The following is a 23114-nucleotide window of genomic DNA, read 5'->3' on the forward strand; positions in this document are numbered from 1 at the left end:
GAACGGGTACGGCGGTGCACGCGAAGGAGGCGTGCGGGATATTCGATGTGTTCAGCGGTGCTGGGTGGTGCGTTTTCAGCGGTGCTGGGTGGTGCGGCCGAGCGCGGGCCCGGCCAGTGCGGTGAGGACGAAGGCGGCCGTCCCGCAGCCGATCAGCTGCAGGACGATCGGGTCCGCACCCGCCAGCAGCCCGGCGCTCTCGGCGACCGCGGCGGCCAGACAGACGAGGGCGGTGCTCCAGCTGAACCCGAAGGCGTTCAGCAGCAGCGCCAGCCAGAGCGAGCCGCCGAGGAGCAGCATCGCGCCGAGCTGCGGCACGCCGAGCGCGGGGGCGCCGGGCCACAGCACGGTCGCGGCGGCGTCCAGCGCGGCCACGGTGGTGAGGTAGATGAACAGGCAGCCGAGCAGGATCCCGCCGGTGCGGCGGGTGAACTGGCCGCTGGTGTGGCTGGTGCGCAGGGCGGCCACCGCCATCGCCCGGTAGCGGAAGAGCAGCCACTCGGCGAGGCCCAGGCTGAGCGTCAGCGCGATCATGGCCGGTCCGGTCGGGGTGGTCGACGTCCCCTGCGCAGGGAGGCCGCCGGACTGCACGGCCTGGTGGATCGTCCCGCCGAGGCCGGCGATCAGCGTGAGCGCGCCGCAGGCCAGGCCGAACAGCAGGTGCGGGACCTCCTGGCGGACCGGCAGCCTCAGCTCGACGGACTCGCGTTCGCCGCCGCGGATGCAGACCAGCAGCTCCCGGACGGCCAGTCCGACCGCCAGCACCAGCGAGACGAGCAGCACGACCGTACGGACCGGCTGCGGGACGTCCGCCGCCAGCACCACGCCCGCGCCGACCGAGGCCGGGGCCAGCGCCAGCAGCAGGAACTTCTCCCGCCCGAGCACCAGCAGCACGGTGGCCGCGCCCAGGTAGCAGGACTGCCCGGCGGCGAAGCACAGCGCGCCCAGCGGCCCGCCGACCACGTACGCGGCGGCCGCCGCGACCAGCGCGCCGACCGGGGCGCCGACGGCCAGGCAGACCGCGGCCTCGCGGCGGCGCAGCCGGCCCAGCCAGCGGTAGGAGCGGTGCGCCAGCGCCTGGTTGAAGCCCCAGCTGACCAGCGTGGCGACGGACAGCGCGAGCATGCCCGAGGGCAGGCCGAAGCGCATCCGGGTGGTCGCGAACAGGTTGGCGCCGAGCAGGTAGCCGAGCCCCGGCAGGGCGAACACCAGGCCGCGCACCACGCAGCGCCAGGGGTCGGCCCGCCAGGGGTTGGCGAACTCGGAGCTCGGGCCGGGGTAGCGGCGCTCGACCTTCTCGAACAGTTCCTCGGCGACGGTGAACGCGTCGGGGCGGCCGTACAGCAGGGCGGCCTGCTCGTCCGACAGGCCGTCGGACTCCAGGAAGGCCGCGATCTCGTACGGGTGGACGGCGTCGGCGCAGACGTCGCGCAGGCGCTCGGCGAGCTCGTCCAGCGGGTCCGCGGGGAGGTAGAGCGCGTCCTCCGGCTCCGGCTCCGGCTCCTGCTCCGACGGGGCGGGACGGCGGCGCTTGAGCGGCAGGGCGCGCAGCTGCACGGTCTGGTCGGGGCCGGCCTCGCCCGGAATCAGTCGCAACGGACCGCTCATGCGTCCACCTCGCTGTGCTCGGCGGCCGCTGAGCGGGACACGCGCCTTTCGATGGTTCGCTCGCTGCGCTCGTTCACGCGTCCACCTCGTTGTGCTCGGCGGCCGCTGAGCGGGACACGCGCCTCTCGATGGTTCTGTCGCCGTTCCCGTTCACGCGCCGACCTCGCTCGGCTCGGGGCGGGCGGCGGCCAGCTGCTGGTCCCAGTCGGGGCTGGGGACCTGGTCGGTGACGGCGACCATGCCGCCGGGCATCCAGCGGGCGGTGCCCAGGAGCTCGGTGTAGATGCCGCGGAAGCCGTCGATGTTCTGGCGGAGGGTGAACTGCTCGATCACCCGCAGCCGGGCGCCCTCGCCGAGCCGGGCGCGCCGTTCGGCGTCGCGCAGCAGCTCGATCGCGGCGGCCGCCATCGGTTCGGGTTCGCGCGGCGGGACGACCAGTCCGGTGTCGCCGACGGCCTCGCGCACGCCGCCGACGTCGGTCGAGACGGTCGCGCGGCCGCAGGACATCGCCTCGATCAGGGTGAACGGGAAGCCCTCGCTGATGCTGGAGAGCATGACCACGTTGCCCGCCGCGTACGCGTCGGTGATGTCGGCGACGCGGCCCTCGAAGGCCACCGAGTCGGCTATGCCGAGCTCGGCGGCCAGGGCTATGCAGCCGTCCCGGTACGCCTCGCCGCCCTTGGGGGTGCCGCCGAAGAGCCGCAGACGCGCCTCGGGGATCTCCCGCTGGACGATGGCGAAGGCCCGGATCAGCGTCTCCAGGTCCTTGATCGGGTCGACCCGGCCGGCCCAGCTGAGGGTCGGCGTCTCGGGCTCGGGGCCGGCCGGCGGGAAGGCCGCCGGGTCCACCCCGTTGTAGACGGTGCGGATGTGCGAGGACGGCGTGCCGCCGCGCTCCTCCCAGCGCCGGTTGTACCGGTTGCCGGGGGTGACGAGGGCGGCCTGCCGGTAGCTCTCCTCGGCGAGCATCCGGTAGAAGCCGAGCAGCAGCGCCTTGACCGGCCAGCGGTAGGGGCCGGTGCGGTAGCCGAGGTAGCGCTCGCGCAGGTAGATGCCGTGCTCGGTGAGCAGAAACGGTACGCCGTACTGCTGGGCGGCGATCAGCCCCGGCAGGGTGGCGAGGCCGCCGCTGGCCGCGTGCGCGACGCCGTCCTTGGGCGGCTCGACCGAGAGCGGCCGCAGGGCGTGCTCCAGCAGGTCGGTGGCGTTCAGGGCGTCGTGCAGGGTGGGCCGGGAGACGGCGGTCGGCAGGTAGTCGCGGGTCCAGACCTGCTGGAGGGTGCGCAGCGCGCGCTCGCTGCGCAGCGCCGGGCTGAGCAGCCCGTGCCGGGCGAGGTCGGCGAAGTTGTACAGCTCGGTGCCGAAGTGGGTGGTGTAGACCGGGTCGAGGATGGAGTGCAGGAAGCGCTCGTACGCGTTGAGGAAGCGCCGCATCTCCTTGCCGCGGGGCGGTCGGCCCTCCGAGGCGGGCCCCCACAGCGGCGCGGTGGTGACCGACCGTACGTTGGCGGGCAGTTCCCAGGCCAGTGGCTCGTGGCCGGTTCCGGTGACGGCGATGACGTCGAACTCGACGTCCGGCATGCCCTGAACGAGCTGGTCGCACCAGACGCTCACGCCGCCGTGCTGGTGCGGATACGTCCCCTCGGTGAGCAGGGTGACGCGCATTCCTGTCCCCCCTCCTGTTCTTGCGTAGGTTCCGGCCTGGATGACCGGAACGGGAGCCGTGGCGGGTGGTGCTGGTTACCGGTTACCGGTTGCCGGAGCGTCCGGTGGTGCTGCTCGGCGTGGCCGTCCCCCCAGAGGCCTTGCCGTTCTTCGTCGCAGCCCTGTCGTCGTGGCCGTTGCCGCCCTGACCGATGGTGCCAGCGAGGACATCCTTGCCGGGCACCGGGGTTCCGCTACCCGGGACCAGGGACGGAGCGGGCTTGCGGGTGGTGTCGCTCGGCCCCACCGGGACCGGGGTGGCGACACCCTGCGGCACGACCTTCTTGTCCGCCGGCGCCGGGGCCGGGACGGACTTGGCCGCGACGCCCGGCGCGACGGGGGCCGGGGCGGCCGGCGCGGACGGCAGCTGCAGGGTGACGCTGCTCTGCAGCGCGCCCGGGGACACCCAACCCGAGAGGGTACCGGCGTAGGACGAACCGAACCCGCCCGTTCCGATGGCCAGCTTCTGAGCGGTTCCGGTCGGCATGGTGGCCTGGACCTGAACGCCGGACGGCGCGTTGACGGTGACGGTGCTGCCGACCCGGTAGGCGGTGACCTGGCCGGAGGCGAGGGCGGTGTTCCAGGCCGCGCGGCGCTGGAACTCCTGGCCGATCTCGCGCTGGCTCAGGTTCACGATCGGGGCGCTGTCCGCGTGCAGCGAGCGGTAGGTGCCGAGGATCTTCTCCAGCACCGGGTACAGGATGCGGTCCTCGGACAGGTTCGACTGGTGCACGAAGTGCGGCCGCGGGTCGTTGCTCAGCACGTGGCCGAGGTCGATCCGGGCCTCCAGCGGCACGATGTACGACTGGTAGCCGGTGGTGGTGTCCAGCGGCTGGGGCAGGCAGGTGGAGTTGGCGTTGTTCTCGCAGACGCCGCTGCCGCCGTTGGCCTTGCTGGTGTAGATCCAGTTGTACTCGTCGGCCTCCTCCTTCGCCGTACCGGCGTTGTAGAAGACGTTCATCGGGTACCGCGGCACGGTCAGGGCGGAGCCGACGGGCCGCTGCCCGGTCTCGCGGGAGGCGTCGCTGGCGGTGAACTTGATGCCGTTGGCGGCCAGCGCCGGCGCCAGGTTCGGGTTGTCGCTGGTCTCCTGCGGGGCGGTCAGCAGGCCGGAGTGCTCGCCGGTGACCAGGGACTGCGGGTCGAAGCCCAGGCCGTTCGCGGTGGCCCAGTCGGCGTTGTTCTTGATCTGGGAGGAGATGGTGTTCTGGTCGACCCAGACGGTGGCGCCCGCGGTGTTCTTGGCGCAGACCCACGGCACCACGGTGACGTTCTGCTCGCAGCCCAGGTACGGGTGGGTGTAGGTGTGGTTGACCCACCGGTAGTTGCTCTGGTCGGCGATCATCTGGTTCGCCGTGGGGTCCACCGTGGTCTGGTGGTCGGCCTTCCAGTCCTCGCTGCCGCCACCGTTGAACACCATGTCCAGGGTGAAGTTGTTGGCGGCCTGCCACTGCTTGAGGTGGTTGGCGTCGTCGACGGTCATCCGGATCGGGTTGGCGGTGTCCGGGGTGCCGGGCGGGCAGGTGACGTCGCCGGGGGTGCACTTGAGCACGGTGTCCCAGCGGTCGTCGGCCAGGAAGACGTCGTCCACGTGGGTGGCGAAGTAGTTGCGGTCGTAGCCGAGGTGTACGCCCTGGGTGAGCCAGTCGACCATGCCGCGGGCCAGCAGCCGGTACTGCTGCTGGTACTGGTTGTAGACGAACGTGACGACCAGTTCCTTGCGGCCGTCGTGGGTGTACTCGCCGACCAGCGAACCGCGGCTGGCCGTGTTGGGTATCGGCGCGTCGACCAGCGGGACGAACGAGGCGCCGGCCGGCAGGCTGGCGAGCGGAGTGGCCAGGTAGCCGTAGCTCTCGCCGACGTTCGGGTCGTTGTCCTCGAACGGGACGCTGCCCTTGAGGTACCCGAACGGGCCCGAAGTTCCGGCCGTGGTGGTGGCGCCCTGGAATCCGTCGAGAGTGCCCACGAATCCGGGATTCTGGGCGTAGTTCAGCCCCACCGCCGGGTTGGCCCACGTGTACGCGTCGATCTGGCGGACGTTGAATGCGGCTTCGTAGGTCGCGATCGCCGTCATCTCGGTGGCACTGTTGGGGAAGGGGTTTTCGTTGGGCAGCACGATGCCCTGGAACTTCCCGCGGGGCTGGCCGTTCAGCGTGTCGCTCAGGAAAGCGGAGTTGATGACGGGGCGGTTGGGGTCATTGAGGCTGATGACCTTGTAGGGCGTGCCCTGGCTCTTCAACTCGGCGGTGATGGCAGCGACGGACGGGCCGCCGTCGTCGACGACCAGGACGGTGAGGTCGATCCTGGGCGGCGCCGCGTCGGCGTGGGCCAGGGTGGTCTGCAAGCCGCTGGCCAGCAGGACTGCCGCCGCGCACGCGGCGACTCTTCGGGTCGCTCGACCCATGGTGATCCTCCCCTTGGTGCAGGCGTCACGCTGCTCGGCGCTCGCCTGCCCGTGTAGCTGTTCGCGGGCAGCAGGCTGCCCGGGCCCATCCTGGTCGAGGGACGGTGGTGCGAGGGACCAATTGGGCGAGAGTGCAGCGAACCTGTTACCAACGTTCATGGCGAAGCCATGAAGGCGCTGATTGTGACCGGAACCGGACCGGCGGCGCAAATAGTGAATTGAAAATGAAAAACCGGAAGCTGACTGCTACACGTGGTTACCGACGGTGCGGCCCAGTGGGGCGGGCGGGACACCTACACTGTCGTCGTTGCGCATGACACTCTTGCACATCTCGCCGCCCAGTTGGGCAGGTTCATGCAATATCGGGCACGGCTGTGCCATGTGACAGTCCGAATATGCAATGGAGGTGCTCACATGGTCGATCAGCATACCGAGTCCGGGGGATTCCCGAGCGTACGGAATGCGTCACCGGAGGCGGGCGGAACGCCGCTGGTCGGACGCAGTCTCGGTTTGCGCGGTGCGCTGAATGCCCGTGATCTGGGCGGGTACCGGACGGCTGACGGGCGGATTCTCCGGCCCGGGGTGGCACTGCGCAGCGATGGCCTGAACCGTGTCACCGCCGAGGACCTCGGCCCGCTCGGCGCGCTCGGCCTGCACAGCGTGGTGGACCTGCGGAGCATGGCCGAAGTCCGCGAGACCGGTCTGGACCACCTGCCCGGCGGTGTGACGCTCCACCATCTCCCGCTGCTGGCACCGGACTTCGACATCGTCCTGCTGGTCCGCGACGCGCTGGCGGACCACGACCCGGAGCGCCAGCGGGCGCTGCTCGGCGACGGCCGGGCGGCCGCCCGGATGGCCGGCCTCTACCGGTGGTTCGTCACGGACCAGGTGGCGCGCGAGCGATTCGCCGCCCTGCTACGGCTGCTGGCGGACCCTCAGGGGCCGCCGCTGCTGTTCCACTGCTCGGCGGGCAAGGACCGCACCGGCTGGGCCGCGGCCCTCCTGCTGACCGCCCTGGGGGTGGACCGGGAGACCGTCCTGGCCGACTACCTGCTCACCAACGAGCGCTCCGCCCCGGTCGTACGGCGGGTGCTGGACGACTTCGGGGCCCGCGGCCTGATGCGCGAGCCCGAGCTGCTCCTGCCGGTCTTCCGCGCCGACGGCGGCTACCTGGACGCGGCCTTCACCGAGGTCGTGGCCGGCTGGGGCGGCTTCGACGCCTACTGGCGGGACGGACTCGGACTGGACGGGGAGGTGCTGGCCGGGCTGCGCGCCAACCTGCTGGACGACCCGGGAGCCGAGCGGGGCGGCCCGGCTCCCGGCGGCCGGCTCAGCCCTCGTTGATCAGCCCCTCGCGCAGCTGGGTGAGCGTCCGGGTGAGCAGCCGCGAGACGTGCATCTGGGAGATCCCGATCTCCTCGCCGATCTGCGACTGGGTGAGGTTGCCGAAGAACCGCAGCATGATGATCCGGCGCTCGCGCGGCGGCAGCTTGGCCAGCAGCGGCTTGAGCGACTCCCGGTACTCGACGCCCTCCAGCGCGAGGTCCTCGTAGCCGAGCCGGTCGGCCAGCGGGCCGTCGCTGTCCTCCTCGCCGGTGCTGGAGTCGAGCGAGCTGGCGGTGTACGCGTTGCCGACCGCGAGGCCCTCGACCACGTCCTCCTCGCTGACCCCCAGGCAGGCCGCCAGCTCGGCGACGGTGGGGGAGCGGTCCAGCCGCTGGGAGAGCTCGTCGCCGGCCTTGGTGAGCGCCAGCCGCAGCTCCTGGAGCCGGCGTGGAACGCGGACCGACCAGCTGGTGTCCCGGAAGAAGCGCTTGATCTCGCCGACCACGGTGGGCATCGCGAAGGTGGGGAACTCCACCCCGCGCTCCGGGTCGAACCGGTCGATCGCCTTGATCAGGCCGATCGTGCCGACCTGGACGATGTCCTCCATCGGCTCGTTGCGGCTGCGGAAGCGCGCCGAGGCGTACCGGACCAGCGGCAGGTTGAGCTCGATCAGGGTGTCGCGGACGTAGGTGTGCTCGGCGCTGCCCGGGTCCAGCGCGGCCAGCCGCAGGAACAGCGAGCGGGAGAGCGTCCGGGTGTCCAGCACCGAGCCGGGCGGCATCTCCGGTCCCGTGTCGGGGCCGGGCGGCCGGGCCGGTTCGACCCGCTGCCGCGGGACCAGGTCCTCGACGACGGCCGTGCCGTTGGCCTGGCCGCCAGCGTGGATCTCCGCAGTGCCCAGCTCTCCGGACATGCACCCACCCCCTTGTGACTGTCAGTTGAACGGGGGCCGTCGCGCGGTGGTTCCCGGCGAGGGCCTTCCCCCTGCATACCGGAACACGGTCCACGGCAAACCCGAACGTCGCAAGATGTCACGCCGGGGTAACTCGCTGCAATCTCACTCTTCCCAGGAGTTGCCGGTCCGAAGCCTGGTCAGGATCCGGGAGAGCAGCCGGGACACGTGCATCTGGGACATCCCCAGCTCGGTGCTGATCTGGGACTGGGTCAGGTTGGCGAAGAACCGCAGCATCACGATCCGCCGCTCCCGCTCGGGGAGCTGGACCAGCAGGTGGCGGACCATGTCCCGGTGCTCGACCTCGGCCAGCGCGGAGTCCTCGTAGCCGAGCCGGTCGAGCAGGGCGAGCCCGCCCTCGTGCTCCTGCGCGGCCTCCAGGGACGCCGCGTTGTACGCCCGCCCGGCGTCCAGGCAGGCCCGTACGTCCTCCTCGGGGATCCGCAGGCTGGCGGCGATCTCGGGCACCTTGGGCACCCGGCCGTGCAGCACCGTCAGCTCCTCCATCGCGCCGCTGACCTGGACCCACAGCTCCTGGAGCCGGCGCGGGACGTGCATGGTGCGGACGTTGTCCCGGAAGTAGCGCTTGATCTCGCCCAGGATGGTCGGCAGCGCGTAGGTGGGGAACTGGACGCCGCGGCCGGGGTCGAAGCGGTCGATCGCGTTGATCAGGCCGATGGTGCCGACCTGGACGACGTCCTCCATCGGCTCGCTGCGGCTGCGGAAGCGGGTGGCGGCGTAGCGGACCAGCGGGATGTTCACCTCGATCAGGGCGGCCCGGACCCGCTCCCGCTCGGGGGCGTCCGGGGGCAGCTCGGCGAGCCGTTCGAACAGCACCCGGGTCAGCGTCCGGACGTCCACGGCGGGGCGGCCGCCGGGGCCGCGCAGCCGGTCCGGTCGGAGCTCGCCGGCCGGGCTGGTGATCGCAGCCAGCACTTCGTCCACGGACACCTCACCCCTCCCAAAGTCGTCAACGGCGGGCCCTGCGGAGCGGGTGCCACGGCGGGTTCACGACCTCGCCATGTCCGGCAAAACCGGTCATAGCATCACAAGGTGGGCACAGGTCGGGCAAGCACCCGATGGAGGTGTGTTGGTGGGCCGTTCAACCTTTCCCGGGCCGGCCGGCGAACCGCCGCAGGGATCGTTCCAGGACGGAGCAAGGCGCCCCGCCCGGAAGCCGGACGGGGCGCCGCGGTCCGTCCGGGGGAAGCGCCGGGGTCGGCTTCGGGTGGTCCGGGTCGGACGGGTGGGGGCCGGACGGGTGCTCAGACCTCGATGTCGGCGATCACCCAGGTGGCGAACTCGCGCCAGAGGCCGGCCGCGGCCTGGTGGTCCGGGTGGGTCAGGTAGGCCTGGAGGGCGTCGCGGTCCTCGACCAGGCTGTTGATCGCGTAGTCGTACGCGATGTCGCGCTCGGTGGTGTTCCAGCCGCACTCCCACTCGCGCAGCTCGGGGATCACCGAGCCGAGCGCGTCGAAGGCCTTGGCGCCGGCGAGCACGCGCTCTTCGTCCTTGCTGACGCCTTCGTTGAGCTTGAACAGGACCAGGTGGCGGATCACGATTGCCGCTCCTCGCGGACGGGGACAGAGGGTCCCGCTCACCGTAGCCGGTGCCCGGGGGCCGACCGCTACCCGAATGGGTGCGGGCCGTCCGTCACTTGATCAGACCGGTCATGAAGGTGCCGACGGCCTTGGCCGCGTTCGAGATCCCCTCGAAGCCGAGCTGGACCAGCTCGGCGGACCGGGAGGGTGAGGTGATGATCGAGTAGAGCACGAAGATGAGCAGGAGGGCCATGCCGATCCTCTTCGCCTGCGCCATCGGGTGACCTCTTCCTCCCAGCTGTGGGCCGCCGTCATCCGGTCCCCGAGCGGCCTGCAGGGGGCAGCTTATCCACCCGGACGGGCTATCAAGTGTGCGACGCGTTCGGCCGGCGGGACGAAGGTCCCCGCGAGTGGGGCCTTTCTCCGGATGCCCGCTCGCGGGCCGGACGGCAGGATGGAAGACGTACCGAGGATCTGGCAGGAATCCCCGGTGCATGGATCCGGAGCTCCCCGCTGTGGGACCGGTCGCCGCGGCTTCCCCCCGACGCGGCGCCGGTTGTGGGACTCCGCCGGGGGAGCGGTCAGTCCCCCCGAACCGCTCCCCCTCCAGGCTCCGTACGGACCGGGCACCGGTGGTCATCGGCCCGGGGTACGGAGCCGTTCCCATGTCCGGGGCCGTTCCGGCGGTGCCTCCGCGGCCCGGCGAGTCGGACGGCGCGGAGCAGGCGGCCTGACAGGTGAAGTGAGACCAGAACTGAGACCGGCACGACGAAGGCCCCGTTAAAAGTTTTAACGGGGCCTTCGTTCGTCCTGCTCATGGCGGTAGCGGTGGGATTCGAACCCACGGTGGAGTTGCCCCCACACACGCTTTCGAGGCGTGCTCCTTTGGCCGCTCGGACACGCTACCGAGAGGAACTCTACCGGAGGGGTGGCGCAGTCACGAAATCCGTATCACCGCGGTGCCCGGCGGCCCTCAGCGGTGGGTGTCGAAGAAGGCGCGCAGCTGCGCGCCGCACTCGTCGGCGAGGACGCCCGGGATCACCTCGGGCCGGTGGTTGAGTCGGCGGTCGCGCATCACGTCGAAGAGCGAGCCGGCCGCGCCGGCCTTCTCGTCGAGGGCGCCGTAGACCACCCGGTCGATCCGGGAGAGCACGATGGCGCCGGCGCACATGGTGCACGGCTCCAGCGTGACGACCAGCGTGCAGCCGCTCAGCCGCCACTCCCCGGTCTTCTCCGCGGCCTGCCGGACCGCGACCACCTCGGCGTGCGCGGTCGGGTCGCCGACCGCCTCGCGCTCGTTGTGGCCGCGTCCGATCACCTCGCCGTCCGGGTCCAGGACGAGCGCCCCGACCGGTACGTCCCCGGTGGCCGGCGCCAGCGCGGCCTCGGCCATGGCGAGGCGCATCGGCGCCGCCCAGCGGTCGCGGACCGGGTCGGGGCGGACAGGGGCGGGCAGCGGGGGGACGTGCGGGACGGTCAGCGGAGTGGATGCGGGCTGCATGGCATCCAGTGTCGGGTATCCGGTGGTGGACACCGGCATGGCCGACGCCGCTACCGGACGGCCTCCAGGACCTCGCCGCAGCCCAGGGCCTCGGCGATCTCCTCCAGGGCGTCGCCCGGGACCGCGCCCTCGCCGCTGAGCGCCAGCAGCTCGTCGGCGGCGAGGCCGAACTCGGTGAGCAGGTGGGCGTCGCCGAGCGGGCCGACCGGGACGCCGCCGCGGGCGTCGGCGTCCTCCTCGTCCTGCTCCTCGGCCTCCTCGGCCTCGTCCAGCAGGTGGTCCAGGTCGCCGAACTCGCTCTCGCCGGCCTGGTCGACCAACTCGTCGGTGAGGACGGAGCCGTAGGAGCTGCGGGCGGCCGCGGCGCCGTCCGACACGAAGATCCGCGGGTCCTCCTCGCCGTCCACGCGGACGACGGCGAACCAGGCGTCCTCCTGTTCGATGAAGATCAGGACGCTGTCGTCGTCCTGGGCGGATCCGCGGGCCAGGTCGGCCAGATCGGCGAGGGTTTCGACGTCGTCGAGCTCCGTCTCGCTCACATCCCACCCGTCCTCGGTGCGAGCAAGCACTGCAGCGAAGTACGCCACCAGGGACACTCCCAAGATCATCGGTCTCGGCTGTCGGCGCGCACGGGCAACGCGGAAATCTGGCCGCCCCCGCGCCAGAGGCGGTCCGCTTGTTCGGACCGTCCCATCGGAATCGTGACAGAAAGCCCGCCCTTGCGGGGGGTGTTCTGCAGCGCGTCTTTGCAGGTCGTGTCGGAAGGACCGGGTGGCGGACGGCGAAGCCGGGCCGGGGCGGTCCGAGGCCGGTCGAAATTTGCTCCGAACGCCCGGCGGGGCCGTTCGGGTCCCTTCCCGGGGCCGTCCGGGTGTCGCGCCGGACGGGCGCCAGGGCGGCGCCGGGGTGGTCCGGAGGTGCCTCCCGAGGCGGTTCCGGGCCCGGTCAGATCCGGAAGGTCCGCATCCGCATCGCCTCGCGCATCCGCCGCTCCTTGGTCCGCCGCGGCTGGACCCGCTCCCGCAGCTCGCGCGCCTCGGTGAGCTCGCGCAGGAAGACGGCCCGCCGCTTGCGGCGCTCCGCTTCCGTCTCGGGGTGGTCGTACGGCGGGCCCGGGCTCCGGCCCACCCCGTCGACGGGCTCGTCCATCGAGCCGTCCCCAGGGTTCGGGTTGCTCGTCATAAGAGGTGACATTCCCAGAACGGCCCGGTTGATACCACAGGAGGCACTTCCGTCCGGACGACCGCGCCGGGTCACGGCGGGTCACGGGAGCGTCACCCGGACCGGCGCCCCGGTGGGCACGGCGAGTCGTACACCCGTCCAGGACCGGGCTAACCTCGATACATGCGTCTCCACGTTGTTGACCACCCCCTGGTCGCCCACAAGCTCTCCACCCTGCGCGACGAGCGCACCGACTCGCCGACCTTCCGTCGCCTGACCGACGAGCTGGTGACCCTCCTCGCCTACGAGGCCACCCGGGACGTCCGCACCGACGAGGTGGAGATCACCACCCCCGTGGCGGTCACGCTGGGTACCCGCCTCAGCTACCCGCGCCCGCTGGTGGTCCCGATCCTGCGGGCCGGCCTCGGCATGCTGGACGGGATGACCCGGCTGCTGCCGACCGCCGAGGTGGGTTTCCTCGGCATGGTCCGCAACGAGGAGACCCTGGAGGCCTCCACCTACGCCACCCGGATGCCGGACGACCTCTCCGGCCGCCAGGTCTACGTGCTCGACCCGATGCTGGCCACCGGCGGCACCCTGGTCGCCGCGATCAGGATGCTGATCGAGCGCGGTGCCACCGACGTCACCGCCGTGGTGCTGCTGGCCGCCCCCGAGGGCGTCGAGGTGATGGAGCGGGAGCTGGCAGGCCTGCCGGTCACCGTCGTCACCGCCGCCGTGGACGAGCGGCTCAACGAGAACGGCTACATCGTCCCGGGCCTCGGCGACGCGGGCGACCGGCTGTACGGCACGGCCGGCTGAGCCTCCCCACCCGAACCACCGAACACCGAGAGCCCCCGGCACTGCGTCTGCCGGGGGCTCTCGGTGTTCGGTGGTGCCGCGCGTCCGGTCGGTGCCGCCTCAGCAGCTGCCGGTGGCGGTCGGGGCGGGGGAGGGCTTGGTGGCCAGCGCGAGGGCGGCGGCCGCCTGGGTCTCGTCCAGCAGGGCGTTGTAGCTGTCGCCGATCACGAAGTCCACGGTGGTGTCGGTGCGGGCGTCGGCGGTGACGGCGGCCCCGGCGATCTGCGAACCGACCAGGGTGCCCGCGCCGGCGCCGGCCGGACCGGCGATCACCTGGGCGGTGCCGGGCACCTTCTTGTCCAGCTCGGCCGGGGCGTTGCCGACCTTGCCGATGACGAAGCCGCGCTTCTTGAACTCCTCGGCCGTCCGGCCGGCCAGCCCGGCCTTGGTGGTGGCGTTGTAGACGTTCACGGTGACGGCGGAGGCCTGCGGGACGGCGTGCGGGTCGCCCTGCGCGGCGGCGGGCGCACCGGAGGCGGCGGGGGTGCCCGGGGCGGCCCCCGGTGTCGGGGCGGCCAGCGGCTTGCCGGACGGGTCCGCGCAGGCCTGGGCCGAGGCGTTCTTGTTCCTGCCGGTGAAGATGTCGTACAGCTGCACGCCGCCGAGCGCGACCAGGGCCAGGGCGAGCAGGCCGGCGAGTGCGGCGATCACCTTGCGGCTCTTCTTCGGAGGCCGGCCCAGGCGCGGGTAGGTGTTGCCGGTGACGCGGTACTGCTTCCCCTTGAGGCCTTGGGGAGTCAACATGCTCACGGTTTGTCTCCCCCTCGTACCAGGGCGGGGTCGGGATGACGGATCGGCCGGGTGGGGGCTTCCCCCGGTGCGGGCGGAATCCCCTGGTCGCGGCCGTAGTCAGCAGCGTAGTGCCGGACAGCCTCGAAGGTACTAAACGATCATCATCTGGCGTACCCCGGTACCCGAAAGGGGGTACCGGGGTACGCGCGGACCGCCCTCCGCCGGGTGGCGAGGGGGCGGTCCGGAAAGCCCGTGGGGGTCCGACGGCCCGGTCGGGGGTCCGTCACTCCATTTCGAGGACGCGGGCGTGCAGCACCTGGCGCTGCTGCAACGCCGCCCGGACGGCCCGGTGCAGGCCGTCCTCCAGGTAGAGGTCGCCGTGCCACTTCACCACGTGGGCGAAGAGGTCCCCGTAGAACGTCGAGTCCTCGGCCAGGAGGGTTTCGAGGTCGAGTTGGCCCTTGGTGGTCACCAGCTGGTCGAGTCGCACCGGGCGCGGGGCGACGTCAGCCCACTGGCGGGTGCTCGTCCGGCCGTGATCCGGGTACGGCCGCCCATTGCCGATGCGCTTGAAGATCACACGGAAAGCCTACCGTTCGGACGGCGGATGGCGCAGCAGCCGAGGCTCCGCCACGCGCGCCGGTGTGAACTGCGCATGGACGAATGCCGCTGTTTGATGGGAAATGTCGCGAACATCGCCGGGTGCCGATCGGGTTCCGTGCCGATGCCGAAGCGTTCCGAAGCGTTCCGATCCGCTCAGGAGTGTTCACCGATGGACTCCGACCTCACCCCGCAGGCCGTCCGGGAGATCGCCGCCGGGTACGCCTTCACCGGCCCTGCCCTCGACCTCGGCGCGGTGCTGCTGGACGGCACCGCGTACCCGGACGCCCAGGTGCGCATCCCGCTGGGCGTGCTCAACCGGCACGGGCTGGTCGCCGGGGCCACCGGCACCGGCAAGACCAAGACCCTCCAGCTGATCGCCGAACAGCTCTCCGCGCAGGGCGTGCCGGTGTTCCTGGCCGACATCAAGGGGGACGTCTCCGGTGTCGCCGCGCCCGGGACGCCGAGCGAGCGGACCGGTGCCCGGGCCGCCGAGGTCGGGCAGCAGTGGGAGCCGCGCGGCTGCCCCACCGAGTTCTACGCGCTCGGCGGGCAGGGCGCGGGCATCCCGATCCGGGCCACCGTCACCAGCTTCGGGCCGCTGCTGCTGGCCAAGGTGCTCGACCTGAACGAGACCCAGGAGTCCTCGCTCACCCTGGTGTTCCACTACGCCGACGCCAAGGGCCTGGAGCTCTACGACCTCAAGGACCTCACCGCGGTGATCGCCTTCCTCGCCTCGCCCGAGGGCAAGGAGGAGCTGCGGACCATCGGCGGGCTCTCGGCGGCCACCGCCGGGGTGATCCTGCGGGCGCTCACCGTGCTGGAGAACGAGGGCGCCGGGGCGTTCTTCGGCGAGCCCGAGTTCGACACCGCCGAACTGCTGCGGACGGCCCCGGACGGCCGGGGTGTGGTCTCGGTGCTGGAACTGCCCGCCGTACAGGACCGGCCGCGGCTGTTCTCCACCTTCCTGATGTGGCTGCTCGCCGACCTCTACCAGGAGCTGCCCGAGGTGGGCGATCCGGACAAGCCCAAGCTGGTGTTCTTCTTCGACGAGGCGCACCTGCTGTTCAAGGGCGCCTCCAAGGCCTTCCTGGAGGCGATCACCCAGACCGTGCGGCTGATCCGCTCCAAGGGCGTCGGCATCTTCTTCGTGACCCAGACGCCGCGGGACGTCCCGTCCGACGTGCTGGCGCAGTTGGGCAACCGGGTGCAGCACGCGCTGCGCGCCTTCACCCCCGACGACGCCAAGGCGCTGAAGGCCACCGTCTCGACCTTCCCGCGCTCCTCGTACGACCTCGGCGCGGTGCTGACCTCGCTGGGCACCGGCGAGGCCGTGGTCACCGTCCTCTCCGAGAAGGGCGCGCCGACCCCGGTCGCGGCGACCAGGCTGCGGGCGCCGCAGTCGCTGATGGGGCCGATCGAGGCGGCGGACCTGCGGGCGGTGGTGGACGCCTCGCCGCTGACGGCGCGCTACCGGGACGCGATCGACCGGGAGTCGGCGTACGAGAAGCTGGCGGCGCGCGCCCCCCGGCCGGAGGCGGCGCCGGCCGGGCCTCCCGCCTCGGCTCCTCCCGAGCCGGCGGCGCGGCGGGAGGAGCGGGAGGGGAAGGCGCGGGAGCAGGCGGGCGTGGGCGGGCTGCTCGGGTCGCTGCTGAACAACCCGAGCGTCAAGTCCTTCGCGCGCTCGGCCGGGAAGCAGCTCGGGCAGGAGATCTCGCGCAGCCTGTTCGGGACGTCCAAGCGGCGGCGGTGACCGGTTCCGGGGCGGCCGGCGGCCGGCCTCAGGAGGAGAGCGCGGCGCCGATCCGGTCCAGGGAGGACAGCCGCATCAGGCCGTAGTGGTAGAACTCGACCTCGGGGACGCCGAGTTCGCGCAGGGTGGCGATCTTGGCGGCGAGGTTCTCCGGGCCGTCGCAGTCGGAGGACATCGGGCGCAGGATCACCGCCATGGACTTCGGGTGGACGCCGTGCAGGGCGAAGGCGGCGAGCTTCTCCCGGACGGCCTCCGGGGTCTTCGCGTAGCCGAGGGTCTCGATCTGGTCGGCGGCTCCGGCGAGGGCGGGCAGGTCGATGCCGGCCAGCCAGCCGGTGCCCGGGCCGCCGCCGTCCATGAAGCTCAGCCGCATGCCGTGCCGGCGGGCCTGCTCGGAGAGGTCGGCGGCCAGCGCGGTGACGGTGGCGGCGGAGGCGTCCACGTAGGCGGCGAAGGCGCCGTCGGCGAGGGCGCTGAGGTCGGCGGGCCGGGCGGCGGCGGACTCGTCGGCCAGCCGGTGGCGCAGCTCGGCGCGGACCGCCTCGGCCACCTCCTCGGCCGGGACCCCGGCGGCGGTGGCGGCGGCGCGGCAGTGCGGGCAGAAGCAGACCCCGAGCAGGGCCTCGGCGGTCGGGCCCAGCTCCTCGAAGTAGCGCTCGTGGTGGTAGCCGTGGCGCAGCCCGTGGAAGTGCAGGGACTCGGCGCGGACCGCGTCCACGCCGTACCGGGCCAGCTCGGCCACCAGGGTCAGCGCGTACTCCCGGACCTCCGGGTTCGCCGGGCAGAGCTCGGTGAGGTGGCGGTCGCCGAAGGCGTTGGCCGGGGCGCAGTCGGGGTGGGCGAAGCCGAGCCGGTCGTTGTGGCAGAAGACCGTCCAGGCGTGCAGCTTCAGGCCGCGGCGGCGGGCCTCCTCGCCGGCCTCGGCGAAGGGGTCGCGGTCGCCGATCGCGGTGGACGGCGCCGGGGCCAGCCGGCGGCCCCGCCAGGCGGCCGGGTCGGGGCGGAAGTACGCCGCGCCCGGCTCCAGGTAGCGGACCACCCGGCGGGGGTTGTGCGGGAAGACGTCGCGGGCCTCGTGGTAGACGGAGGCGAGGGTGACGCCGCCGACCCCGGCGCGGTCGGTGAGGTTGCCGAAGAAGGTGTCGGCGCCCTCGTCGAGCAGGTCGGTGGCGAAGGCGAGGACGGACGACTCCACGGTGCGGCTCCGGAGCTGGGGGAGGGTGAGCCGTCCACGCTAGCCGCAGGGGTGGGATTGGTCTATACCTGATGGCCCGGGTGGGCTACCGGGCCGACGGCCGCCGGGCCGGGGGCTACAGGCCCAGGTCGTCCAGCTGCTTGAGCAGGGCGGATCCGGGGCTGTCCGGGGCGGCGGCGGGCTTCGGGGCCCGCTGTTCGGCCGGCCGGCGGCGGAGCAGGAAGGCGGCGGCCAGCCCGCCGATCAGTCCGCCCAGGTGGCCCAGCCAGCTGACGCCCGGGGTGACCGGCAGCACGCCGATCAGGATGGTCGAGTAGACCGCCGCGATGACGATGCCGACCGCCGCGTCCAGCACGTTGCGGTCCAGCACGCCGCGCAGCACCACGTAGCCGAGGTAGCCGTAGACCAGGCCGCTCGCCCCGGCCGTCACGGTGTTCGGGCTCTCCAGCAGCCAGACCAGCAGCCCGTCGGACATCGTGATCACCAGGCTGGCCAGCAGGAACTTCTTCATGCCCCGGTAGGCGGACAGGAAGCCGAGCAGGAACAGCGGCCAGGCATTGGCCGCGATGTGGTCCCAACCGAAGTGCAGGAACGGCGAGGTGAAGATCTCCGGCAGGTCGCCGATCCGCTCCGAGCGCAGGCCGAACTCCTGCGACAGCCCGTAGTCGTCCAGCCAGTTGACCACCTGGACGGACCAGATGACGGCCTGGAGGCCGATCATGGTGAACAGCGCGTCGCGCGAGTCGGAGAGCAGACGGGTCATTCTGGAGGCCATGCCGTCGACTCTAGGGGCGGCGGGATCGCACACGCACCCGATTACGGCGAGCCGTTTAGAGTGACCTGTGTCATTCCGACCGTGAGAGGTGACCAGCCCATGAGCAAGCGCGCGCCGCTGCCGTACGAGTTCCTTCCGCAGGTGCCGTCCTTCCCGCTGAGCAGCGAGGACATCACCGAAGGCGGCACGCTGGGCCCGGAGTTCGTCCACGCCGACGGCAACCTCTCGCCGCAGCTGGCCTGGTCGGGCCTGCCGGAGGGCACCCGGAGCATCGCGGTCACCTGCTACGACCCGGACGCGCCGACCGGCTCCGGCTGGTGGCACTGGCTCGCCCTGAACCTGCCCGCCGACACCGCCGGCCTGCCGCGCGGCGCCGGCTCCTCGGACGCCGCCCTGCCTGGCGAGGCCTCCTTCCACGGCCGCAACGACTTCCCGGGCAACCGGTACGACGGCGCCGCCCCGCCGCCCGGCGCCCCGCACCGCTACGTCTTCGCGGTGCACGCGCTGGACGTGGAGGAGCTGGACGTCGCCGCCGACACCCCGCCGGCCCAGGTGGGCTTCAACCTCACCTTCCACACCCTGGGCCGGGCGCTGCTGACCGCCGAGTACGGGGTCTGAGCGGGGCCCGATCGATGTCGATACCGGTGTCCGACCGTCCGGTCGAGGTCTGGCGGCTGCCCGCGGAGGACGTCCGGGCCGGCCACCGGGCCCTGACCTGGACGGTCGGGCCGCAGGGGGAGCTGGCCGTCCTGGTGGTGCCGGAGCGGTACGCGGCACCGGCCGGTTCGTGGCCGTGCGCCCGGCTGCCGTTCGACGGCGAGGTGGTGGTGCGCGGCCCGCGGGGCGAGTGGCGGGTGCCGCTCACCGGGGTCGGGGTCCCGCCGGACTTCCTGGCGCTGCTGCCGGGCGGCCGGGTGCTGCTGGTCGGAGGCAGGGCCGAGGAGTCGGCGGACGGCTGGGAGCGCAACGGCCAGGTCTTCGGGCCGGACGGACGGCTGACCCGGGAGCTGCAACTCGGCGACGACGTCCAGGCGTTGACCACCGACCGGGACGGCCGGATCTGGCTGGCCTTCGGGGACGAGGGCAACTACGGGGACAACCCGCTCGGCCAGTACGGCCTGCTCGGGCTGGACACCGCCGGACGGATCGTCTGGCGGCCGGACTTCGGGCAGCTGGGCGACCAGCCGCTGGAGGGCCTCGCCGCCGCCACCGAGGGACGGCGGGCCTGGCTGGCCTGGTACGGGGACAGGAGCCACCTCACCGGGATCGACCCGGACGGGGGCGAGCCCGTCGTCATGCGGCTGCCGGCCCGCCAGCCGGTGGGCTTCGCGATCGCCGGGGACCGGGCCGTGTTCCTCCAGCCCGGCGGCGAGCTGATCCGGTGCGAACGGGAGAGCCGGAAGGGCTGGCGGGAGGTGCGCCGCGAGCGGGTCGGCGTCCCCGGCGGCCTCGACCGGGGGCGCGCGCACGGCCGGGACGGGGTGCTCTGGTTCCGCTCCGGCAACGGCTGGTTCCGGGTCGAGGCCTAGGTTCCGGCCCTCGGGTCGCGGCCTCAGGTGCCGGCCCTCAGGGCGGGGCCCGGGGTCCGAGCCTCCGGGCCGGCCGCGTGGTGGGCGCGGTCGGCGAGCCGGCGCAGGTGCTCGCGCAGCGCCGGCGGCTCGTGCACCTCGAAGGGGCAGTCCAGCGACAGCAGCCGCATCGCCGTCCACTCCAGCGAGTCGGAACGGGAGCGGAGCCGGCAGCTGTGCCCGTCGATCGGCTCGACCTCGGAGTCGCCCGGCCGGAGGCTGTCGCGGACCCGCTCGGCGGGGGCGTGCACGGTGGCGACCACGGTGCCGCTCGGTGACGGGCGGCGCAGCTTGCCCGCCACGTACGCGGCGGCGTCCTCGGCGGGGAGCGGGCGCGGGGTGAAGCGGACGCCGGTGGCGGCCGGGCCGCTCAGCCGGTCGACCCGGAACAGCCGCCAGTCCGCGCGGTCCAGGTCGTAGCCGACCAGGTACCAGCGGCGGCCGACCGAGACCAGCCGCTCGGGCTCGACCTGCCGACTGGTCTCGGCGCCGTCGTACGCCCGGTAGCCGAAGCGCAGCCGCTCCCGGGCGGTGACGGCGCGGGCGAGCACGGTGAGGTCCTCCGGGTCGACGGTCGGGCCGTCCCCGGCGAGCAGCGGCACGGTCGCGGAGTTGAGCGTCCCGACCTGGTGCCGCAGCCGGCCCGGCAGCACCTGGAGCAGCTTGCCGAGCGCCCGTACCGAGGCTTCCTCGATGCCGACCACGGCGTGCCCGGCCGCCGCGCGGAGCCCGACCGCGATGGCCACCGCCTCCTCGTCGTCCAGCAGCAGCGGGGGCATCGCGGTGCCCGCGACCAGCCGGTAGCCGCCCTCCGCGCCCATGCTGGCCCGCACCGGGTAGCCGAGCTCGCGCAGCCGGTCGATGTCGCGCCGGATGGTGCGGGGGCTGACGCCGAGCCGTTCGGCGAGCTCGCTGCCGGGCCACTCGCGCGGGGTCTGGAGCAGCGAGAGGAGGTTCAACAGCCGTGCCGGGGTGTCGCTCATGTGCGCCTCTCGATGCTTCGCTCGCTCGTGCCGTCGCTCGTGCCGTCCAGAATGCCGGACCAACTGGGACAGATTCTGACCTAGATGCCCGCTACTGTCGTGGACGTGGAAAAGGTAGAGGAGTACGGAATGGGCACCGCGGCAGCGGAGCGCCGGAGGTGGATCGCGCTGACGATCGTGATGGTCGCCTCCTTCATGGACCTGGTGGACGTGACCATCGTCAACATCGCCATCCCGAGCATCCAGCAGGACACCGGCGCCTCGTTCAGCGCCGTCCAGTGGGTCACCGGGGGCTACGCGCTGGCCTTCGCGATCGGGCTGATCACCGGCGGCCGGCTGGGTGACATCCACGGCCGCAAGCGGGTGTTCCTGATCGGGATCGGCGGCTTCACGCTGGCCTCGGCGCTGTGCGGGCTGGCCTCCAGCCCGGAGATGCTGATCGCGACCCGGGTGCTCCAGGGCGGCACGGCCGCGCTGATGGTGCCGCAGGTGCTGTCGATCATCCACGCGACCTTCCCGGCGGAGGAGCGCGGCAAGGTGTTCGGCCTGTTCGGCGCGGTGGTCGGGCTGGGCGCGGTCTCCGGTCCGATGATCGGTGCGCTGCTCACCGAGTGGGACCTGTTCGGCCTGGCCTGGCGGCCGATCTTCCTGATCAACCTGCCGGTCGGCATCGCCGGACTGCTGCTGGGCCGCCGCTTCATCGACGAGTCCAAGGCCGACCAGGCGCTGAAGCTGGACCTGGTGGGCGTGGCGCTGGCCAGCCTCGGCCTGCTGATGCTGATCTACCCGCTGACGCACGGCCGGGAGGCCGGCTGGCCGCTGTGGGGCTACCTGTCGATGGCCGGGAGCCTGCCGCTGTTCGCGCTGTTCGTGGCGTACGAGAAGGTCAAGACGCGGCGGGACGGCTCTCCCCTGGTGGAGCTGGCGCTGTTCCGGGTGAAGTCCTTCGCGGCCGGGATCTGCGTGCAGCTGGCCTTCGGCGTGGCACTCGGCATCTACTTCCTGGTCTGGACCCTCTACATGCAGATCGGGCTGGGCTGGAGCCCGCTCAAGGCCGGCGCGACCGGCATCCCGTTCTCGATCGCGGTCTCCACGGCGGCCGGACTGTCGGTGCAGAAGCTGGTGCCGCGGTTCGGGCGGAAGGTGCTGCAGACCGGCGCGCTGGTGATGGCGGCGGGCGTGCTCGTCTACATCTGGGAGGCGGACCGGTACGGGACGGCGATCACCGCCTGGCAGATGGCGCTGCCGCTGGTGGTGATGGGCCTCGGGATGGGGCTGATCGTCGCGCCGATCACCGACGCGGTGCTGGCGGAGGTGCCGCGTGAGCACGCCGGTTCGGCGTCCGGGCTGATCAACACCGTGCAGCAGGTGGGCAACGCGCTCGGGCTCGGCCTGGTGTCGGTGGCCTTCTTCGGGGCGATGGACGACGTGGTCGCGCCGGAGGCGGTCGGGACGGCGTTCGGCGGGGCCTTCGTGCACGCGATGTGGTGGGTCGCCGGGGTGCTGCTCGCGGTCTTCCTGCTGATGTTCGCGCTGCCGCGGCGGCGCAAGGCGCTCGGGGCGGTGGCCGGCTCCGGGGGCGCGGGTGGCTCCGCGGACGGTTCCACCGCGGAGCAGCAGGCGCCCGTCGTGGCCTGACGGAGCGCTCCCGTTCACGGGCCCCGGTCGCGCGGCGCGGCCGGGGCCCGCGTCGCGCTCTGGGCGGGGCCGGCCCCGGTACGGCCGGCCGGGTGGGTCAGCCGGTGCTCAGCGCACCCCGGTCGGGGTGGGGGCGGCGGACGTGCGGGTGGTGGTGCGCGGTTTGGCGGCGGCCTTGGCCTCCTTCGCGGCGCGCTTCACCTCCTGCTTGAACTCCCGCACCAGGGTGAGCGATTCGGGGCCGGTGATGTCGGCCACCGAGCGGTGCGCGCCCTCCTCGCCGTACACCCCGGCCGCCTCGCGCCAGCCCTCCGGCCGTACCCCGTACTGCTTGCCGAGCAGGGCCAGGAAGATCTGCGACTTCTGCTTGCCGAAGCCGGGCAGGGCGTTGAGCCGGCTGAGCAGCTCCTTGCCGGTGCGGACGTTCTTCCACAGCGCGGCCGCGTCGCCGTCGTACTGCGCGACGAGGAACTGGCAGAGCTGCTGCACCCGTTTGGCCATCGCGGCCGGGTAGCGGTGGACCGCCGGTTTGGCGGAGAGGAGCGCGACGAACTCCTCCGGGTTGTAGGTGGCGATCTCGTGGGCGTCCAGGTCGTCGTGGCCGAGGCGCTGGGCGATGGTCAGCGGGCCGGTGAACGCCCACTCCATCGGGACCTGCTGGTCCAGCAGCATGCCGACGAGTGCGGCGAGCGCGCTGCGTCCGAGCAGTTCGTCGGCCTCGGGCTGCTGTGCGAGCCGGACGGTGACGTTCATGGGCTTGCCCTCCTCGGAGTTGACGTCGGGTCGGCGCCCAGTCTGGTGGAAGCGGCGTTGGC

22 protein-coding genes and 1 tRNA gene are annotated in these 23114 nt (G+C 72.5%); 6 read left to right on the plus strand and 17 right to left on the minus strand.

Annotated elements, in window-relative coordinates; genetic code table 11:
- Positions 1-75: 75 nt before the first annotated feature.
- The 3 genes from ACFVU7_RS25755 to ACFVU7_RS25765 all read right to left on the minus strand — a co-directional run bounded on the left by ACFVU7_RS25755 (position 76) and on the right by ACFVU7_RS25765 (position 5716).
- Positions 76-1608 carry a hypothetical protein gene (locus tag ACFVU7_RS25755; RefSeq protein ID WP_074001824.1) on the minus strand — a complete coding sequence of 511 codons (1533 nt, stop codon included), beginning with the start codon at positions 1606-1608 and terminating at the stop codon, positions 76-78.
- 150 nt (positions 1609-1758) lie between these two features.
- The gene (gene pelF, locus ACFVU7_RS25760; RefSeq protein WP_074001823.1) at positions 1759-3273 is read right to left on the minus strand and encodes a GT4 family glycosyltransferase PelF; all 1515 of its coding nucleotides are present in this window, start codon (positions 3271-3273) and stop codon (positions 1759-1761) included.
- Between the two features lie 82 nt (positions 3274-3355).
- Positions 3356-5716, minus strand: coding sequence for a hypothetical protein (locus tag ACFVU7_RS25765; RefSeq protein WP_388047360.1), 2361 nt, complete (start codon positions 5714-5716; stop codon positions 3356-3358).
- A gap of 414 nt (positions 5717-6130) precedes the next feature.
- Here ACFVU7_RS25765 and ACFVU7_RS25770 point away from each other — a divergent pair, with 414 nt between their 5' ends.
- The gene (locus ACFVU7_RS25770) at positions 6131-7060 is read left to right on the plus strand and encodes a tyrosine-protein phosphatase (protein ID WP_388047362.1); all 930 of its coding nucleotides are present in this window, start codon (positions 6131-6133) and stop codon (positions 7058-7060) included.
- On the opposite strand, the gene ACFVU7_RS25775 is transcribed toward ACFVU7_RS25770, so the two are convergent.
- From ACFVU7_RS25775 to ACFVU7_RS25810, 8 genes are all read right to left on the minus strand, one after another.
- A complete protein-coding gene (locus ACFVU7_RS25775; protein WP_388047364.1) occupies positions 7047-7955 on the minus strand; it encodes an RNA polymerase sigma factor SigF in 909 nt (302 codons plus the stop codon). The genes ACFVU7_RS25770 and ACFVU7_RS25775 overlap by 14 nt on opposite strands.
- A 144-nt stretch (positions 7956-8099) precedes the next feature.
- Positions 8100-8945, minus strand: coding sequence for an RNA polymerase sigma factor SigF (locus ACFVU7_RS25780; protein ID WP_375876738.1), 846 nt, complete (start codon positions 8943-8945; stop codon positions 8100-8102).
- Between the two features lie 314 nt (positions 8946-9259).
- Positions 9260-9553: a Dabb family protein gene (locus tag ACFVU7_RS25785; RefSeq protein ID WP_375876737.1), complete on the minus strand. Its 294-nt coding sequence runs from the start codon at positions 9551-9553 to the stop codon at positions 9260-9262.
- A 94-nt stretch (positions 9554-9647) separates the two neighbouring features.
- Positions 9648-9812 (minus strand): hypothetical protein, encoded by a 165-nt coding sequence (locus ACFVU7_RS25790; protein ID WP_380636859.1) that lies wholly within the window; start codon positions 9810-9812, stop codon positions 9648-9650.
- A gap of 540 nt (positions 9813-10352) precedes the next feature.
- A tRNA-Ser gene (locus ACFVU7_RS25795) sits at positions 10353-10442 on the minus strand.
- A 66-nt stretch (positions 10443-10508) separates the two neighbouring features.
- Positions 10509-11036 (minus strand): tRNA adenosine(34) deaminase TadA, encoded by a 528-nt coding sequence (gene tadA, locus ACFVU7_RS25800; protein ID WP_082345357.1) that lies wholly within the window; start codon positions 11034-11036, stop codon positions 10509-10511.
- Between the two features lie 50 nt (positions 11037-11086).
- Positions 11087-11644, minus strand: coding sequence for a tRNA adenosine deaminase-associated protein (locus ACFVU7_RS25805; RefSeq protein WP_049650157.1), 558 nt, complete (start codon positions 11642-11644; stop codon positions 11087-11089).
- Between the two features lie 337 nt (positions 11645-11981).
- A complete protein-coding gene (locus tag ACFVU7_RS25810; RefSeq protein ID WP_049650158.1) occupies positions 11982-12185 on the minus strand; it encodes a hypothetical protein in 204 nt (67 codons plus the stop codon).
- Positions 12186-12380: 195 nt separating this feature from the next.
- On the opposite strand from ACFVU7_RS25810, the gene upp reads away from it, so the two are divergent.
- Entirely contained in the window at positions 12381-13016 is a 636-nt protein-coding gene (gene upp / locus ACFVU7_RS25815) for a uracil phosphoribosyltransferase (protein WP_049650159.1), read from the plus strand.
- A 99-nt stretch (positions 13017-13115) separates the two neighbouring features.
- On the opposite strand, the gene ACFVU7_RS25820 is transcribed toward upp, so the two are convergent.
- Positions 13116-13799, minus strand: coding sequence for a LytR C-terminal domain-containing protein (locus ACFVU7_RS25820; protein WP_049650160.1), 684 nt, complete (start codon positions 13797-13799; stop codon positions 13116-13118).
- 271 nt (positions 13800-14070) lie between these two features.
- Positions 14071-14367 (minus strand): type II toxin-antitoxin system VapB family antitoxin, encoded by a 297-nt coding sequence (locus ACFVU7_RS25825; RefSeq protein ID WP_030061387.1) that lies wholly within the window; start codon positions 14365-14367, stop codon positions 14071-14073.
- Positions 14368-14559: 192 nt separating this feature from the next.
- Between ACFVU7_RS25825 and ACFVU7_RS25830 the strand changes: the two genes are divergently transcribed.
- On the plus strand, positions 14560-16140 hold the full coding sequence (locus ACFVU7_RS25830; protein WP_259316650.1) for a DUF853 domain-containing protein: 1581 nt from the start codon (positions 14560-14562) through the stop codon (positions 16138-16140).
- A gap of 28 nt (positions 16141-16168) precedes the next feature.
- Here ACFVU7_RS25830 and ACFVU7_RS25835 read toward each other — a convergent pair whose 3' ends face one another.
- Positions 16169-17335 (minus strand): hypothetical protein, encoded by a 1167-nt coding sequence (locus ACFVU7_RS25835; protein ID WP_388047365.1) that lies wholly within the window; start codon positions 17333-17335, stop codon positions 16169-16171.
- A 115-nt stretch (positions 17336-17450) separates the two neighbouring features.
- The gene (locus ACFVU7_RS25840) at positions 17451-18110 is read right to left on the minus strand and encodes a rhomboid family intramembrane serine protease (protein ID WP_387822376.1); all 660 of its coding nucleotides are present in this window, start codon (positions 18108-18110) and stop codon (positions 17451-17453) included.
- A gap of 99 nt (positions 18111-18209) precedes the next feature.
- Between ACFVU7_RS25840 and ACFVU7_RS25845 the strand changes: the two genes are divergently transcribed.
- Both ACFVU7_RS25845 and ACFVU7_RS25850 read left to right on the plus strand, forming a co-directional pair.
- Entirely contained in the window at positions 18210-18728 is a 519-nt protein-coding gene (locus tag ACFVU7_RS25845) for a YbhB/YbcL family Raf kinase inhibitor-like protein (protein WP_388047367.1), read from the plus strand.
- 26 nt (positions 18729-18754) lie between these two features.
- Positions 18755-19639: a hypothetical protein gene (locus tag ACFVU7_RS25850; RefSeq protein ID WP_220450049.1), complete on the plus strand. Its 885-nt coding sequence runs from the start codon at positions 18755-18757 to the stop codon at positions 19637-19639.
- Positions 19640-19662: 23 nt separating this feature from the next.
- Here the strand turns inward: ACFVU7_RS25850 and ACFVU7_RS25855 are convergent, their stop codons facing one another.
- Entirely contained in the window at positions 19663-20661 is a 999-nt protein-coding gene (locus tag ACFVU7_RS25855) for a YafY family protein (RefSeq protein ID WP_049650165.1), read from the minus strand.
- A 129-nt stretch (positions 20662-20790) separates the two neighbouring features.
- Here ACFVU7_RS25855 and ACFVU7_RS25860 point away from each other — a divergent pair, with 129 nt between their 5' ends.
- The gene (locus ACFVU7_RS25860) at positions 20791-22299 is read left to right on the plus strand and encodes an MFS transporter (RefSeq protein ID WP_388047369.1); all 1509 of its coding nucleotides are present in this window, start codon (positions 20791-20793) and stop codon (positions 22297-22299) included.
- A gap of 108 nt (positions 22300-22407) precedes the next feature.
- On the opposite strand, the gene ACFVU7_RS25865 is transcribed toward ACFVU7_RS25860, so the two are convergent.
- Positions 22408-23052, minus strand: coding sequence for an HhH-GPD-type base excision DNA repair protein (locus ACFVU7_RS25865; RefSeq protein WP_074001818.1), 645 nt, complete (start codon positions 23050-23052; stop codon positions 22408-22410).
- Between the last annotated feature and the right edge of the window lie 62 nt (positions 23053-23114).

Source organism: Kitasatospora sp. NPDC058046, from assembly GCF_042885595.1.
Classification (GTDB): Bacteria; Actinomycetota; Actinomycetes; order Streptomycetales; family Streptomycetaceae; genus Kitasatospora.

Coding starts and splice junctions, on each gene's coding strand:
- ACFVU7_RS25775 (WP_388047364.1), bottom strand. CDS start 7,955: ATGTCCGGAGAGCTGGGCACTGCGGAGATCCACGCTGGCGGCCAGGCC.
- ACFVU7_RS25790 (WP_380636859.1), bottom strand. CDS start 9,812: ATGGCGCAGGCGAAGAGGATCGGCATGGCCCTCCTGCTCATCTTCGTG.
- ACFVU7_RS25840 (WP_387822376.1), bottom strand. CDS start 18,110: ATGGCCTCCAGAATGACCCGTCTGCTCTCCGACTCGCGCGACGCGCTG.
- ACFVU7_RS25805 (WP_049650157.1), bottom strand. CDS start 11,644: ATGATCTTGGGAGTGTCCCTGGTGGCGTACTTCGCTGCAGTGCTTGCT.
- ACFVU7_RS25865 (WP_074001818.1), bottom strand. CDS start 23,052: ATGAACGTCACCGTCCGGCTCGCACAGCAGCCCGAGGCCGACGAACTG.
- pelF (WP_074001823.1), bottom strand. CDS start 3,273: ATGCGCGTCACCCTGCTCACCGAGGGGACGTATCCGCACCAGCACGGC.
- ACFVU7_RS25810 (WP_049650158.1), bottom strand. CDS start 12,185: ATGGACGAGCCCGTCGACGGGGTGGGCCGGAGCCCGGGCCCGCCGTAC.
- ACFVU7_RS25855 (WP_049650165.1), bottom strand. CDS start 20,661: ATGAGCGACACCCCGGCACGGCTGTTGAACCTCCTCTCGCTGCTCCAG.
- ACFVU7_RS25755 (WP_074001824.1), bottom strand. CDS start 1,608: ATGAGCGGTCCGTTGCGACTGATTCCGGGCGAGGCCGGCCCCGACCAG.
- ACFVU7_RS25860 (WP_388047369.1), top strand. CDS start 20,791: ATGGGCACCGCGGCAGCGGAGCGCCGGAGGTGGATCGCGCTGACGATC.
- ACFVU7_RS25765 (WP_388047360.1), bottom strand. CDS start 5,716: ATGGGTCGAGCGACCCGAAGAGTCGCCGCGTGCGCGGCGGCAGTCCTG.
- ACFVU7_RS25845 (WP_388047367.1), top strand. CDS start 18,210: ATGAGCAAGCGCGCGCCGCTGCCGTACGAGTTCCTTCCGCAGGTGCCG.
- ACFVU7_RS25770 (WP_388047362.1), top strand. CDS start 6,131: ATGGTCGATCAGCATACCGAGTCCGGGGGATTCCCGAGCGTACGGAAT.
- ACFVU7_RS25820 (WP_049650160.1), bottom strand. CDS start 13,799: ATGTTGACTCCCCAAGGCCTCAAGGGGAAGCAGTACCGCGTCACCGGC.
- tadA (WP_082345357.1), bottom strand. CDS start 11,036: ATGCAGCCCGCATCCACTCCGCTGACCGTCCCGCACGTCCCCCCGCTG.
- ACFVU7_RS25830 (WP_259316650.1), top strand. CDS start 14,560: ATGGACTCCGACCTCACCCCGCAGGCCGTCCGGGAGATCGCCGCCGGG.
- upp (WP_049650159.1), top strand. CDS start 12,381: ATGCGTCTCCACGTTGTTGACCACCCCCTGGTCGCCCACAAGCTCTCC.